13 protein-coding genes are annotated in these 14,579 nt (G+C 41.1%); 4 read left to right on the forward strand and 9 right to left on the reverse strand.

The features are described 5' to 3' along the window. Positions 1–68: 68 nt before the first annotated feature. Positions 69–299, reverse strand: a complete 231-nt coding sequence (locus I8752_RS31085) for a hypothetical protein (protein WP_214436033.1) — start codon at positions 297–299, stop codon at positions 69–71. A 309-nt stretch (positions 300–608) separates the two neighbouring features. On the opposite strand from I8752_RS31085, the gene efeU reads away from it, so the two are divergent. The 3 genes from efeU to efeB are packed head-to-tail and all read left to right on the forward strand — an operon-like array spanning position 609 to position 3,988. After that, positions 609–1,439, forward strand: a complete 831-nt coding sequence (efeU, locus tag I8752_RS31090; RefSeq protein ID WP_214436034.1) for an iron uptake transporter permease EfeU — start codon at positions 609–611, stop codon at positions 1,437–1,439. 33 nt (positions 1,440–1,472) lie between these two features. After that, the gene (gene efeO, locus I8752_RS31095; protein ID WP_214436035.1) at positions 1,473–2,696 is read left to right on the forward strand and encodes an iron uptake system protein EfeO; all 1,224 of its coding nucleotides are present in this window, start codon (positions 1,473–1,475) and stop codon (positions 2,694–2,696) included. 26 nt (positions 2,697–2,722) lie between these two features. Beyond that, positions 2,723–3,988 (forward strand): iron uptake transporter deferrochelatase/peroxidase subunit, encoded by a 1,266-nt coding sequence (gene efeB, locus I8752_RS31100; RefSeq protein WP_214436036.1) that lies wholly within the window; start codon positions 2,723–2,725, stop codon positions 3,986–3,988. A 254-nt stretch (positions 3,989–4,242) separates the two neighbouring features. On the opposite strand, the gene I8752_RS31105 is transcribed toward efeB, so the two are convergent. From I8752_RS31105 to I8752_RS31130, 6 genes are all read right to left on the reverse strand, one after another. After that, positions 4,243–5,385: a GTPase gene (locus tag I8752_RS31105; protein ID WP_214436037.1), complete on the reverse strand. Its 1,143-nt coding sequence runs from the start codon at positions 5,383–5,385 to the stop codon at positions 4,243–4,245. Between the two features lie 294 nt (positions 5,386–5,679). Further along, positions 5,680–6,822 carry a GTPase family protein gene (locus tag I8752_RS31110; protein ID WP_214436038.1) on the reverse strand — a complete coding sequence of 381 codons (1,143 nt, stop codon included), beginning with the start codon at positions 6,820–6,822 and terminating at the stop codon, positions 5,680–5,682. 131 nt (positions 6,823–6,953) lie between these two features. Next, on the reverse strand, positions 6,954–8,699 hold the full coding sequence (recN, locus tag I8752_RS31115) for a DNA repair protein RecN (protein ID WP_214436070.1): 1,746 nt from the start codon (positions 8,697–8,699) through the stop codon (positions 6,954–6,956). A 335-nt stretch (positions 8,700–9,034) separates the two neighbouring features. After that, positions 9,035–9,385, reverse strand: a complete 351-nt coding sequence (locus I8752_RS31120) for a 4a-hydroxytetrahydrobiopterin dehydratase (protein ID WP_214436039.1) — start codon at positions 9,383–9,385, stop codon at positions 9,035–9,037. A gap of 163 nt (positions 9,386–9,548) precedes the next feature. Then, on the reverse strand, positions 9,549–9,710 hold the full coding sequence (locus tag I8752_RS31125; RefSeq protein WP_214436040.1) for a hypothetical protein: 162 nt from the start codon (positions 9,708–9,710) through the stop codon (positions 9,549–9,551). Between the two features lie 432 nt (positions 9,711–10,142). Continuing rightward, entirely contained in the window at positions 10,143–10,625 is a 483-nt protein-coding gene (locus I8752_RS31130) for a cupin domain-containing protein (protein WP_214436041.1), read from the reverse strand. Positions 10,626–10,655: 30 nt separating this feature from the next. Between I8752_RS31130 and I8752_RS38265 the strand changes: the two genes are divergently transcribed. Then, positions 10,656–10,781 (forward strand): hypothetical protein, encoded by a 126-nt coding sequence (locus tag I8752_RS38265; RefSeq protein WP_263986685.1) that lies wholly within the window; start codon positions 10,656–10,658, stop codon positions 10,779–10,781. 392 nt (positions 10,782–11,173) lie between these two features. Here the strand turns inward: I8752_RS38265 and I8752_RS31135 are convergent, their stop codons facing one another. Further along, on the reverse strand, positions 11,174–11,986 hold the full coding sequence (locus I8752_RS31135; RefSeq protein ID WP_214436042.1) for an alpha/beta fold hydrolase: 813 nt from the start codon (positions 11,984–11,986) through the stop codon (positions 11,174–11,176). A 295-nt stretch (positions 11,987–12,281) separates the two neighbouring features. After that, positions 12,282–14,306: an ATP-binding protein gene (locus I8752_RS31140; RefSeq protein ID WP_318780916.1), complete on the reverse strand. Its 2,025-nt coding sequence runs from the start codon at positions 14,304–14,306 to the stop codon at positions 12,282–12,284. Between the last annotated feature and the right edge of the window lie 273 nt (positions 14,307–14,579).

A 14,579-nucleotide genomic window follows, 5' to 3' on the forward strand; every position in this document is an offset into this window, starting at 1 on the left:
CCCTGCCCCTCCGCCCCCTACACCTCTGCACCCCTGCTTCTTACCTTCTGTCTCTTACCTTATTGCAATTACAACTGTCCAAAAATTTTCCTGTCTTTTTGCGAGATACGCACAGAATAGCCCTTTTTCAGAGGTATATAGGGTGTCCATTCAAAAATCCCATCGCTAGCGGTACTATCAGAGATATTTTGGACGAGTTTCTCCCCATCGTACAACTTAATTGCCACGTCGCCATCGAAATTATCTCGCCACAATATTAAATAAGGTCGATCTTTTTCTAGAACTACAGCCGTAGTCACACCCTTTAGGACAGTTGCGATTGCTCAAAGCCTTATAGCAACTGGGTTTTTACTCAGCGATAAGTTCCGAGGAAGAGCCACTGCGCCCTTCGGGTTCCCTGGCAGCCTTTGCAAGTGGCGTGGTTTCCCTCCCTTGCAACTTCGGTGACTCAGCACGAGCGCACTTTGCTATAGCTATATAAGCCAGTCTCTATGAACTTCGTACACTAAGCCCTCAGACTTTTTAACTCGAATTTATATACAAATATTCTCAAGTGAGATATTATTCTCATGAGTATTTAATAGTAATTTAAATTAATAAGCTTGCCAATGCTTTTTCCCTTCTTGATTATGTTCCGAGAGGGTGTTGAGGCTGCGCTTGTCGTGGGTATCATCGCCAGTTATCTCAAGCAGACAGGACGTACCCACTTAATGAAGTCAGTCTGGCTCGGAATTGTCCTAGCAACTTTAGTCTGTCTAGCAGTTGCTATTTTTTTGCAAATATCTAGTCAAGATTTTCCGCAACAAGAACAGGAATTATTTGCAGGTGTAATTTCCTTCGTGGCGGTTGGGGTTCTTACCTGGATGGTTTTCTGGATGCGCCGTGCTGCTCGTTCGATTAAAGGGGAATTACAGTCCCAAATTGAAGCCGCTATTCAATCGGGGGATAAATGGGGCATAGCACTAGTGGGGATGGCATTCTTTGCAGTGCTGCGGGAAGGTTTGGAAACAGTAGTGTTTCTGCTGGCCACCTTTCAGCAAAATTTAGGAATTCAAGCTCCTGTGGGGGCATTGTTTGGATATGCAGCCGCAGTAGCGGTTGGTGTAGGCATCTATCAGGGTGGTATCCGTATCAATTTGAGGCGATTTTTTAAATGGACGGGAGCCTTTATTATCCTAGTTGCCGCCGGACTCTTAGCCAGTGGGATCAGAGCCTTTCACGAAGCGGGAGTGTGGAATGCGCTGCAAACAGTGGTATTTGATGCTAGTCGAGTGCTTCCCAATAACGGGTTTATCGGTTCGCTTTTGGCAGGATTTTTTGGCTATAACGATGCCCCGACAGTAAGTGAGGCGATCGTCTATTTTGGCTATTTAATTCCTACCATGTTGCTGTTCTTAGGCGGTAACGCTGGACAGAAGACTACAGCAAGGCATTCCTAACTACTTAAATAATTTCTAGAGCAATACTAAACAATGAAAAATGTTTTCAAACACTTGACAAAATGGATTTATTTGTCGGCAACTACCAGTCTAATTTTATTAACAGTAGCTGCATGTGAATCCAATAAATCACCAGATGCCAATTCAAGTAATTCTGAAAATAATTCATCGCAAGTTAAACCCGCAAGCGATACTTCTAGCGGTAATTCTGCTGAAACTGCTTTGACTGTGACAGATAAAGGTTGCGAACCTAGTCAGTTGACGGTGACATCTGGTCAAAACACTTTTGTGGTTACTAATAAAAGTAGCCAACCTCTAGAGTGGGAAATTTTATCTGGTGTCAAAGTCATAGAAGAACGGGAGAATATTGCACCTGGCTTCGTTCAAAAGTTGAAAACTAACCTAGAAGCAGGCGAATATGATATGGCTTGCGGTTTACGCAGCAATCCCAAAGGTAAGCTGACAGTGAAAGCTGGACAAGGAGATTCTCAAGCTCAGACAACCCCAGACCAAGGTAAGTTAGTAGGTGCGATCGCAGAATATAAAGTCTATGTCACCAAAGAAACCGACCAACTAGTGGCAGACAACAAGACTTTTACAGATGCCGTGATTGCTGGCGACCTTGCTAAAGCTCAGAAACTCTATCCTTCTACTCATGTCCACTGGGAACGTGCAGAACCGATAGCTGAACTTTTCTCCGACCTCGATAAAACGATGGATTCCCGTGCTGATGACTTTGCCAAAAAAGAGGCCGATTCTCAATTTACTGGATACCATCGCATAGAGAAAGCTTTATTCCAAGACAAAACTACAAAAGGCATGAAACCTTTTGCCGAAAAGCTTCAAAAAGATGGACTGGAACTGCAAAAGCGCATTGCCACCTTGACCATTGAACCAAAAAACATGGTTGGCGGTGCTGCTGACTTGATTGAAGAAGTAGCTGCTACCAAAATTTCAGGAGAAGAAGACCGCTACAGCCATACAGATTTGTGGGATTTCAGCGCTAACGTGGATGGTTCGCAAAAGATTGTAGAGTTGTTGCGCCCCGTTATCCAAAAAGCTAACCCAGATTTGCTGAAGCGTGTTGATAGCAATTTCACCAAAGTTGACCAAAAACTTGCTAAATATAAAACCCCAGATGGTGGTTTTGCTACCTATGACAAGGTGAGTGAAGCAGATAAAAAAGACATGAAAACTGCGATCGCTGCTCTTTCTGAAGATTTGTCTCAGTTGCGCGGCACTCTGGGCGTTAACTAATCGGAGAATTCCTAGAGGAGTAAATTATGTCTATCACAAAGCAAGCAAGTTTACGCATTACTCCCAAGCTGGGCCGTCGTGACTTGTTAATCGGCATGGCCGCAGCAGGTGGAGTAGCAGCCTTGACGACTTTGGGCTATCGCACTCTTCTGGGAACATCTCTTGACCCATCTGAAGAGGTCGTGCCGTTTTTTGGGCTTCACCAAGCAGGTATTCTTACCCCGACTCCGGCTGCTGGGTTGATGGTTGCATTTGATACGACTGCTACTAATAAAGCAGATTTAGTGCGGTTGTTCAAAACTTTAACTGAGCGCATCCAGTTTCTCATGGCAGGGGGAACACCCAAGCCGCGCGACCCCAAATTTCCCCCTAGTGATTCCGGGATTATGGGGCCGAACATCGCTCCCAATAACTTGACAATCACCTTAGCTGTAGGTAACTCACTGTTTGATAACCGCTTTGGACTCGGCAACTTGAAACCCAAGCGGTTAGAGACGATGCCCAATTTTCCTAATGACGAGCTTGACCCAGATTTATGTCATGGAGATATACTCTTGCAATTCTGTGCGAATACTGAGGAATCAAATCTCCATGCTTTACGCGACATCGTCAAAAACTTGCCCGACTTGATAACTTTGCGTTGGCAAATAGCGGGGTTTCTGCCGCCGAATACCCATAAAAAACAAGGCAAATCTACGGTGCGTAACCTCTTGGGTTTCAAAGATGGGACGGCAAATTTAGATGCTGGCAATGACAAATTAATGAATCGAATTGTCTGGGTACAGCCAAACAATGGCGAACCCGCTTGGACAGTAGGGGGAAGTTATCAAGTGGTGAGGGTAATCCGCAACTTAGTGGAACGCTGGGATCGCACGCCATTACAGGAGCAAGAGACTATTATTGGTAGGAACAAGGACTCTGGCGCACCCTTGGGAATGAAGCACGAGAAAGATATTCCCAATTATGCCCAAGACCCTCAAGGTAAACAAATTCCTCTAAATGCTCATATCCGTCTTGCTAATCCTCGCACATCAGAGTCGAGTTTGATTCTACGGCGTGGTTTTAACTATTCACGCGGGTTTGATAAAGCTGGACATTTAGATATGGGTTTATTGTTTGTCTGTTTTCAGGCTGACCTAGAGAAGGGGTTTGTGACAGTGCAAAATCGCTTACAAGGAGAACCTCTGGAAGAGTACATTCGCCCCATAGGTGGTGGGTTTTTCTTTGCCTTACCTGGTGTCAAGGCTGAAGGAGGTTATCTCGGTCAGTCATTACTGGAAGCAAGTGTCTAGATTTAATTTTGAATTTTTTGACGATGATTAGCCATTATAAATAGTAGCAATCACCTTTGTTGCAGGCTGATAAGAGTTTTCACTGAGTGAAGTCCAGAACAGAGATTATGTCTTGTATATAGTTTTTGTTCTATAAATTCCTGTATACGAGAGTTAATCTTAACCAAAACAAAAAACAACTTTGGTTTTGTATCTATAAAGAACTGTGAAATATTTCTAAACTGTACATTTTATGTATAGTGTAGACCTCTAGCTTATTGATCTAGAAATCTGTCTTTCACCTTAGTTAAATCTTTAGTTGTTCTGATGACTATATCAGAATATTTTTTTAATTCTTTCTGGAAATTATCAATTAAAAACTTATCAGTTTCTTCTGAATTTTTTGGATCTATATGAGCTTTAGCCATTGCTTCAAATGTTGATGCATAGGCTAGACCCACAATCGCAATTCCAGTTGCTGCTGTTCCTCCTGCAATCGCATTACCTAAAATAGGAATTACACTCCTGAAAACATCCAAGCCTAATGTTGCTCCAGCAAAACCAACCAAAGTTTTTGTTGGTACTCCTTCGTAAGTCAGTTGTAGGAATTTTCTTGCATCCCTAAATCCATACACAGATGCAATAGAAACAGGAAGAGATGCTTGTATTGCTAAATTTGTTCCCGTTGATACACCCGGTATTGGAATAAAAGCACTACCAAAAGTTGTTACTGCTGCTGCTGCAATTAACTTCCAAGCTAGTTCTCTTTTGGATTTTAAATCAACAACCTGTGCTATTCTCACAGCATCTGCATAGATTTCAGGCAAATGCTCAAGGGTTCTAGCAACCACTTCTTCCAAACCAAAGGGTTCGCAGATAGGTTTGCCTCTAATTATTAACGGCGAGGCAGCTATTTCAATAACATCATCTGATTGTGTGATGTCAAAATGTGATAGTACAGTTTTCAGACTATCAACTTCTTGTTCGCTTGCTCGATCTACCTGTGAAAGAACGATGAGAAGTGGTATGCCATACTTATGAAGTAGGCTGATAATATCAATATCAAATTGTTCAATTCTAGCTGAGGGAGCGCTAATAACATACCAAACTATATGAATCTGCTTTTCAGGTTCTACTTTTTGCTTAGAATACAAAAACTCAAAAATAGTGTTAACAAAAGCACTGCCTTCACCTAATTCATAGCCCGCAGAATCATAGATATTGACAAGACCATTACTATAAAAATGAAAACCTTGGGTTACGGGTAAACCTGTACCTACCTGAGCTAAGTCTTCACCGAATACAGCATTAATTAGACTACTCTTTCCTGTCCCAGTTGCGCCAATGACAAGGATATTAGGAGCCTTAATTTTTTTGATTACGTTCGCTACTGCTTCCGTAACAGATAATTCTTCCATAAGCTGCCTACTTGGTGGGGGAATGAGAACCTTATATTATGTAGCCCTCTTTTTTACCTTTCGTAGGGGCAAAATCAGAATTCTTACTCCAAGATATATCTTCTGAACTGTAATTTCTGTCTAGAAATTTACACTAATGCTTTAAGCACTACTAAATGGATGTTTTGGCACTGTTGGTGATGGGCAAACATAATATTAACGAACTAAACATAAGCTATCAGGAATTTTTTAGATAAATTCCAAGTTTTTTTTTACTTACTGTGGTTAAACTCCTAACTTTATAATACTTGTTTATCAAGAATCGAGAAAGGTTTTTTTCATAATTTCTAATGCTTCAGGAGAACTAATACGCAAGAGACTATACTTTTCAAATTCTTTCCTGAAGCTATCCCTTAGATATTGTTTAATTTCCTCTTTATTGCTACCTTGGAGGTTATTATGTGCTAACTTTTCAAAAACAGCATTACAGGTAAGTCCAAATACGACAACATAGGATGCCGATCCTCCTGCGGTAGCTAGACCAGCTCCTGGCAACAAGACACCAATTAAATCTCCTATAGCTGCGGTTAAAAATGCATTGAATGCTGTTATGGAGCCAATAGTAACTAAAAACTCGCCAACCTCGCGATAACCGTATACGGATGCAATGGACATACATAGCCCTGTTTGAGCAGCAATTAGAGCTGGTGTTCCAACAGGTACTGGGGATGCTTGTGCAGCAAAACAAGTACCAGCAGCTATAGATATATATTTCCAAACTACTGGTCTTTTCGCTCGCAGGTCAACAATCTGAGCTGCAATCAATGCATCAGTGTACATGTCCGGTAACAGTTCAACGGTTTTGTTAACTAGCTCTTCCAAGCCAAAAGGATCGCAAATCCGTTTACCTTTAACTTCTAATGGAGAAGCTGCTACTTTCAGCACATCATAGACTTTACTAAGATTAAATTTTTCTAGTGCTGCTTTAATTCCATCAATTTCTTCTTCTTTTGCGCGATCGCACTGAGAGAGAATAATAATTGCTGGTATGCCTTTCTGGTTAATATTATCAACAATTTTTTTCTCGAATTCTTGCACCCTACCTGATGAGGCATTGATAACATACCAAACAAGATGAATCTGTTTATCAACACCCTCCTTTTTCTTGTTAGATAAAAAATTTAATACTCCTTCGACGAATTCTTTCTCTTTTTCTGCTTCATATCCGGCTGAATCATATATAAAAATAGGCACATTTTCAGAGTATTCATCTCCTGGATAGCGACAAAACTCTTGAGTAACTGGTAAACCAGCACCTGTTTTGGCTAACTCCTTACCAAAAACTGCATTAATCAGTGAGCTTTTTCCTACTCCTGTACCACCAATAACCGCAATATTAGGGCGTTCGAGTTTGCTGATTTGTTCTTTTAGTTCCTCACTGATTTGCTTATCTGCCATTTAGCATTTGTCAGTAGTTAAAACAACCCTAAGTATAGCACGTAGCATTCACCGTAATTGTGACCGTAAAAATATTTAACTATAATTACCTCAACATAGCAATTTTTTGACTAAGTGATGCTACTATATGGTTAGCGATTTCCGCGACGATGATTCGCAGCTTGCAATAACAAAGATTCAGCAAAAGCGATCGCATCACTTGCAGATTTACCCCCAGCTAACTGCGCTAGTTCTTCTCGGCGAGTAGTTAAATCCTCTAAATTAGTAACTCGCACAACGGTACGCTGTTCGCTGCTACCGTTGTTGGCTTTTTTACCCTTGCCTTGAGTAATAATTTGCTTATCGACGCGGAAATGGCGGTCAGCCATCGCAGCTACTAAAGGCTGGTGAGTAACACACAATACTTGATTAGTTTGACTTAATTGGTGTAATTTTTCCGCGATCGCTTGGGCTACTCTTCCAGAAACTCCAACATCAATTTCATCGAAAACCAATGTCTCAGCGGCATCCGAACGAGAAAAACAAGCTTTCAAAGCCAGCAGAAAACGACTCATTTCGCCGCCAGAGGCAATTTCTGTCAAAGGTTGCAGTGGTTCTCCGGGGTTGGGACTAAACATAAAAGTAATTTTGTCTGCACCTACGGCGGTTGGGAATGTCGGCGCTATCTCGACTTGAAACTGCACCTTTTCCATCGCTAAAGGTTTGAGTTCGGCTATCAATCGGGATTCTAAATTCGCAGCGGTTTGACGGCGCAATTGAGTTAACTTTTGACAAGCTTGAGTCAGCTTTTCAAAACATGCTTTTTCTTGCTGTTCGAGATTTTCGATTGATTGTTCGCTGTCGTTAAGGGTCGCTAATTCTGTTTGGATGCGTTGATAATAGGCGATCGCTTCTGTAAGTGTCGGCCCGTACTTGCGGCAAATTTGCTTTAATTCTTGAATGCGTTCTTCTACTTCTTCTAAACGTTGGGGATCGGCTTCCAAACTGTCGCCATAGGCGTTGATCTGCCGTCCCACTTCTACCACTGCGGCTTGCGCGTCCCTCACCAAATCTAGCAGCGATCGCAGCTGGTCATCGTATTCCACCATGTCATTTAATGTCGCTTCGCTGTCTCCTAATAAGTCGGCGGCGGCTGGAGTTTCATTGTCATTTTGATACAAAGCTTGATAGACTTTGTAACTCATCTGTTGCAAATCAACGACATGGTTGAGGCGTTCGCGTTCTTGTGCTAATTGTTCCAATTCCTGGGGTTCTTCGAGGTTGGCTGTTCCCAACTCTTGGACTTGATAGGTAAGCAAGTCGAGTTGTTGCAGGCGTTCGCGTTCTGATGTGCGGCGTTTTTCTAGTGTGAGATGGGCGTTTTGGTAAGCAATAAAGCCAGTAGCAACCTTCTGACGCTGCTGTATTGGGGAATCACCACCATACAAATCTAACCATTCGCGGACTTGGGCAGACTGTCCCACCTGTACAGTTTGACCTTGGGCGGTGATTTCTACCAAGCGATCGCGCAGTTCTCCCATAATCTGCCGATTTACCAACACTCCATTCACCCGCGATCGACTGCGGATATTACTAGCAGTAGCTGTAATTTCGCGGCTAATGACTATGGAGTTATCATCTATTAAATCAATTTCTTGTTCGCTCAACCAAGCAGCCAAGGCGGGGCTATATGTAAAAGTACCTTCCACTAGTGCCCTGCTTGTTCCCGTGCGAATTACTCGACTTGAGACTTTACCGCCCAACACAGCATCAATGGCATCTAGGATAATTGATTTCCCCGCCCCGGTTTCACCTGTTAATACATTCAGCCCAGCGCCAAATTCCAACTCTAGTTGGTCGATCAGGGCAAAGTTTTCAATTCGTAGGCAAAGCAACATCAAGCCAAATTCTCCTTTGATAGTGCTGAGTGCTGAGTAGTTAAGAGAATCAGAGTTAGTAGCGCCGTCGGCGCTGTCTTAAACTCAGCACTCAGCACTTTCAACTCAGCACTTAGAAAGGCAGCAATACCTACTACTTATTAAACTAGTAAGCCCATTTAAGTGTAGCAAACCTCTTCATCTAGTTTTTACCGATTGCTCATTGATTGTTTGAAAAAATCTTATTATTTATTAATAGTCAAAAAACTACATATAAATAAAAAGAGCAAAAGTCCCCTAATAATTAGTAGGACTTTGGAGATTAAATAATTTAGTTGTGTTTTCTACAGCTACTGCTATTTAGCTAACTGAGTTGCGATCGCATCAGTTTTAGCTGCCATAATGAAATCGTTGCGATGCAGTCCTTTAATGGCGTGCGTCCACCAACTAACTGTAACCTTGCCCCATTCAGTCAGTAAAGCGGGATGATGCCCTTGCTTTTCAGCTTCTTCACCGACTCGTTGAGTGAAAGTCAATGCTGTCTGAAAATCGGGAAACTTGTAAACGCGTTGTAAGTGTAACTCTCCATTTTCCTCAATTATCTTCCAATCGGGTATCTGAAGCTGAAGTTCAGCAATTTCTGCCTCAGTTGCTGGGGGCGAATCACCACTACAGGGGGCGCAAGTTTGTGGTAATAACGCTTCCATTGTTCCTAATCCTTCACTAGTAACGGTCTCAATCGATTTTACCGTTAAATTAGTGGTGGTTAGAGGATATTTGAAAAGTTGCAGCAACTTCAAAATCACGCAGTTTTTTGACAATGGCGCAAATTCTCGCTTTTGGGTAGAGTAAAATCGAGCGTGAAACTATTTAAATTTTCAATTTAAAACCTCCAAATGTCATATCTACGAGGTTACTGCTGAGACGCTGAAATTGAATTCCTCCACTTACTGCCTTCAAATCTGCCTCAGATAGTTTTAGTTTTTCAACTTGGCGATCGGGCTGCAAGTCAATAATTTTGATGCTAGACATATTTTTCTCAATAATTTTTTTCAAGTTACAGCCAGAATTTTCGTGCAATTGCCTATTACTCTCATCATTCAAAAGGTAGAAAATATAGGAAATATCAATATTTAAAAAAGACATTAATGCGATGATTTGTCGCCATAGGTTTAATTTTTTTAGACGAGCATTTTAAATCGTTGAAGAAGAATTTAGACCAAACTCTCCATGAAAATGCACTAAATTCTAACAGTGTATCGTTGGTTGCAACGGTATAAGCAAGGAAGTATAAATGCATTGCTTGAAGTTAACAAGATTTATACCATCTCTTTGGGAAGATGCGCCAAATCTTTTTAAATTCTTATTTCTTTGTGTGCTTTGCGTTCTACCCTGCGGGAAGCCCTTCGGGTTCAGCAGTTGCTTCAAGTCGGGGAACCCGCCCAACACACTGCTTCACCGCTGTTATACTTTCTTACCTGCTACTGGTTCAGTTATATTTTCCATATCGACGAGATTCCACTTTAAACCTTTACTCCTATATATACGCTTGCCCAAAGAGGGATAGTCACCGATGTCATAGTCTAGCCTTTGACCAACTACTATACATTTAAATATAGAATTGCCCGTGTTTTTCAGCTTGTGCGGTTTCCCACCAGCGCGATATCCAATAAAATCTCCTGCTTTAACTGGATAAACGCTTTCTCCAATTGTTGCCTCAGCTTCTCCCTCAAGAATGTATACGCACTCTTCTTCGTGATAGTGCATATGAAGCTCCGTTGATTCGCGTCCAGGCTCTACTTCAATGATGTGGAAACCGATATTTTTTAAACCTGTCAAATCTCCTAAAGACTTATTCAGTCTGCGAGCATTGGAGTTAAGAAAATGTGTTTTTTCTAGTCCTTCATAAGACTCTATCTCTTCTTTGGTGACTAAATACTTTTCCATTTCTTGATACCAAGGTGCTAAGAAAATTTGATGGCGAACAAGCGAGGGTCTAAAGATGAATTAAGACGGAAGTTAAAACAGGTTCAAGGGTTCCAACCAGAGCAGAAGCGATCGCTTCTATTTGTGGATGGGATTATATCATCACCTCGTTATTAAGTGCAACTTCATAGAGAATCGGTATCAGAAGTCAGAATTCAAGAGTCATACCAATTCACCAAAATCTTGATACACATGCAAGAACTTGTAGGGGCACTGTTACGTTCGCCCTTACATCCCTATTTGCATCATTTATAAAGTGAAATGGTATCAGAATGCAATCAATGGGAGATTCAAACCCCAGTAATTGAAGATTACAAATTACGCCTAATGTGAATTAAAAAAGCCTGCTGTTTCATAAGGGTTTCAAGACTTATTAAAAATCTTGGTTTTGGAACCATCGACGAAATTACAAGGATTTCATCACTCAATTCACATTACACGTAAATTATAGATTTGGTAGGGGTTTTAAACCCATTTATTCATCGACCCTTCGGGTGATGGCAGTTCTTTTATGTCGTGGGATCTTTTGGTGTCCACTTTGTTAAGAATTTGAGCATCACTGAAGCCACAGCATCCGGCGACTCAATCAAGAAGCCATGACCGCCATCAAGCACTACAAGTTCAGCCTTAGCAATGCCTTGAGTAAGTTGTTGGGAAAACTTAACAGGAGTGAGAATGTCTTGTTTGCCAACCAAAACAAGAGTAGGACAATTAATTTGTTTGAGGCGTTCTGTTGTGTCACTAGCAAGGATAGCTCGGCTGTGGTGATAGAGAGTATAAGCTTTTGGAGCAAATGGGTAGTTAATCGCAAATTCGATCAGACCTTCTATCATTCCAGGAATCGAGTAAAACTCATCCGTAAATATCCAGGGCAATATAATTTTTTCATAAAGCTTCAGGTCTACACGAACGGGGAGGTCGCCCCAAGTTTCGATGAGGCTATTGAATCGCTCATCTCCTTTTGCCAAAGATGATACAAGTATCATACTGTTGACTTTTTGCGGGTGTGCTAGTGCTAATTCTTGAGCAATTTGACCGCCCATTGAATGACCGACTACATGTACCTTATCAATGCCGATGCGATCGAGCAATGCTGCAACATCATTTGCCATCTGCTGCATACTATAAGGACTATCGGGAGCAGAACTTCGCCCCATTCCTCGATTATCGAAGCGAATGACTTGATATCGAGGAACGAGTGATGGCATTATTAGCGACCAATAGGAAAGATCGCACAAGAAACCAGCAATTAATATTAGAGGCTCACCCGTTCCTTTGATGTCGTAGAACAAATCAACCCCATTCACCTGAACCTTCGGCATATCAGTTATTAGTCACTTCACTCCAATTAAAAATGAATAATTTAATTTTTGTATTTTTAATTTTTAATTTTTAATTAAATTATGTCCCTATTCTTCTAAGAGGTTGTTTTAAAAGTGTTTGGCTGTGATTTTAGGCACTTATTGATCCCCCCTAGCCCCCCTTAAAAAGGGGGAAAGTAGAATCAAAGTCCCCCTTTTTAAGGGGAGCCACTGCGTTGGGCGGGTTCCCCGACTTGAAGCAAGTGGCGTGGATTTAGGGGGATCTAAAACTATTTGATACATCATTAGGGACTTTTCAAACATCCTCTAAGGGTTGCTGTAGGGGAATTGTAATCACAAATTCTGCTCCTGCTCCTGGGGCTGAAAAACACTGTAATTGACCGCTGTGTTTTTTGACAACTATTTGATAACTAATCGATAAACCCATACCAGTACCTCTACCCACAGGTTTCGTGGTGAAAAAGGGGTCGAATAAACTGTTACGTACTTTTTCAGTCATTCCTGGTCCATTATCAGCTATGCGGATAGTTACCTGTTGGTCGGCAGTGAGTTCAGTACGAATGCGAATTTGGGGATTGTCAGTTGTCAGTTGTCCGTTGTCAGTTGTTTTTCTACTTGCTACTGACCACTGACTACTGACAACTGACTCTTCTAAAGCATCGATCGCATTTGTCAATAAATTCATAAACACTTGATTCATCTGGCCAGCATGACACATTACCCGTGGCAGTTGACCGTACTCTTGAATTACTTGAATTTCTGGCTGTCCTGATTTAGCTTTCAGGCGACTTTGCAACAGTAGCAAGGTGCTATCGAGACCTTCGTGAATATCCACTCGTTTCATGCCGTCTTCATCAAGACGAGAAAAGTTGCGTAGAGATAAAACAATCTGCCGAATGCGTTTAGCTCCTATATTCATAGAATCTAGGATTTTAGGCAAATCTTGGCGCAGAAAATCTAAATCAATTGCATAGATTTGTTGGTGAATCTCTGGTATTGGCGGGCAGTAATGCTGTTGATAAAGTTCTACTAAGTGCAGCAAATCCCGTACATATTGGCTGGCGTGGCTGATATTACCGTAGATGAAATTAACGGGATTGTTGATTTCGTGAGCAATACCTGCTACTAACTGTCCCAAACTGGACATTTTCTCAGTTTGAATCAGTTGCGCTTGGGTTTGTTGAAGTTCGAGTAAAGCCGCTTCTAGCTGCTGTGCTTTGTCTTGGGCAGTTTGGGCAGTGATGCGAGTCTGGGCGTAAAGTTTGGCTTGGTCAATGGCGATCGCAATTTGATCGGTCACTGCTTGTAGTAATTCTACTTCATCGTCCAACCAAGGTCGAAAGCCATGACAGTAACCACAGCTAAATACACCAATTTCTCCAGATTGAGTGTGTATCGGCAGCGACATAAAAGCGGTAAAGCCAAAATCACTCAAAACCTGCTGTGCTATGGGATCGTCCACAGTATTAATATCATCTATGCGGATGATTTCTTTGTTCAAGGTTTTAGCTGCTATCAGTTCAATTTCTGTAGAAATTACTCGATCTGTCAAAAGACAAGGCAAGATGGGACTTTTCGCTTCGTATATACACTCCCAGTAAGGTGAGTTAGTGTTTTGACGATACCAAAAGAAGGCGCAGCGATCTATTTGGAATAAGTTACAGATTTCCTGAACTGCGGTTTCTAAAATGCAATTGAGTTCTAAAGAAGCTCGAATTTGGCTGGACAGGCGATTTAGCAATGCTTCCCGTTGGGCGATCGCTCTAAATTTAGCTTCTGAGTGGCTAATTTCCCGGACAATAACTATAATTTCCTGCTCTTGTAATGGTGATAGTCTGGCTTCAAAATTACCATTTCCTGCTGGCAAGGATAAAGTATATTGAAAACTGACTATCGCTTGAGTTTGCAATACTTGAGTTATTGCTTGTTGAAATTGAAATCCTAAAGTAGGCGGTAATAATTCTAGGATTTGCTTCCCTGGAATGACTGTTTGTAAATTGTGTAAATTTTGAATTTCTCCTGGCTTGTAATCTAAGATAATTCCATCAGCTTCAATGCGAAAATATAAATGAGGCAATATCTGTAAAACTGCTTCGAGTTCTGATGTTTTGTGACTTAACTGTTGTTTAGTTTTTTGGTGTTCTGCAATTTCGGCTTGCAGTTGTTTAAGTGTATTTGTTAATTTCGCAGTGCGTGGCTTGATGATTCCCGATTTGTGATGTCCTTTACGTGCTTGATAGTTGAATTTGGTATTTGGTGGTATTTCTTCTTTTAAAACCAAAGTCTCTGCTATGGCATCTTGCAGCTTTTCAGTAAACACTTTTATCTACCTGCTTTTTAAATTTATTAATGATGAAAAATTTTGTTATATAAGTTTTTAATTTACAACATATTAATTAAAGCGATCGCTAGATTTTATAGAGATTTACTGATAATTCATAAATACTTTATTAAGCAATTTTCATAACTAACTTAACAGAACAATCATGCCGATTTTTCACAGTTTGGAGAAATCTGCTGCAATTAGGGAAGAAAAGTATGAGGATGTAAAACTATAAAAGAATTTTTCAAAGTAGCTTTTTGTTATAACTGG

The organism is Dendronalium phyllosphericum CENA369 (assembly GCF_016056275.1).
In the GTDB taxonomy this organism is placed as follows: domain Bacteria; phylum Cyanobacteriota; class Cyanobacteriia; order Cyanobacteriales; family Nostocaceae; genus Dendronalium; species Dendronalium phyllosphericum.

Bases quoted from the DNA above. Each gene is read 5' to 3' on its own strand.
- I8752_RS31125 (WP_214436040.1), bottom strand. From the start codon at position 9,710: ATGTCTAGCATCAAAATTATTGACTTGCAGCCCGATCGCCAAGTTGAA.
- I8752_RS31130 (WP_214436041.1), bottom strand. From the start codon at position 10,625: ATGGAAAAGTATTTAGTCACCAAAGAAGAGATAGAGTCTTATGAAGGA.
- I8752_RS38265 (WP_263986685.1), top strand. From the start codon at position 10,656: ATGGCGAACAAGCGAGGGTCTAAAGATGAATTAAGACGGAAGTTAAAA.
- I8752_RS31135 (WP_214436042.1), bottom strand. From the start codon at position 11,986: ATGCCGAAGGTTCAGGTGAATGGGGTTGATTTGTTCTACGACATCAAA.
- I8752_RS31120 (WP_214436039.1), bottom strand. From the start codon at position 9,385: ATGGAAGCGTTATTACCACAAACTTGCGCCCCCTGTAGTGGTGATTCG.
- I8752_RS31110 (WP_214436038.1), bottom strand. From the start codon at position 6,822: ATGGCAGATAAGCAAATCAGTGAGGAACTAAAAGAACAAATCAGCAAA.
- efeU (WP_214436034.1), top strand. From the start codon at position 609: ATGCTTTTTCCCTTCTTGATTATGTTCCGAGAGGGTGTTGAGGCTGCG.
- efeO (WP_214436035.1), top strand. From the start codon at position 1,473: ATGAAAAATGTTTTCAAACACTTGACAAAATGGATTTATTTGTCGGCA.
- I8752_RS31105 (WP_214436037.1), bottom strand. From the start codon at position 5,385: ATGGAAGAATTATCTGTTACGGAAGCAGTAGCGAACGTAATCAAAAAA.
- recN (WP_214436070.1), bottom strand. From the start codon at position 8,699: ATGTTGCTTTGCCTACGAATTGAAAACTTTGCCCTGATCGACCAACTA.
- efeB (WP_214436036.1), top strand. From the start codon at position 2,723: ATGTCTATCACAAAGCAAGCAAGTTTACGCATTACTCCCAAGCTGGGC.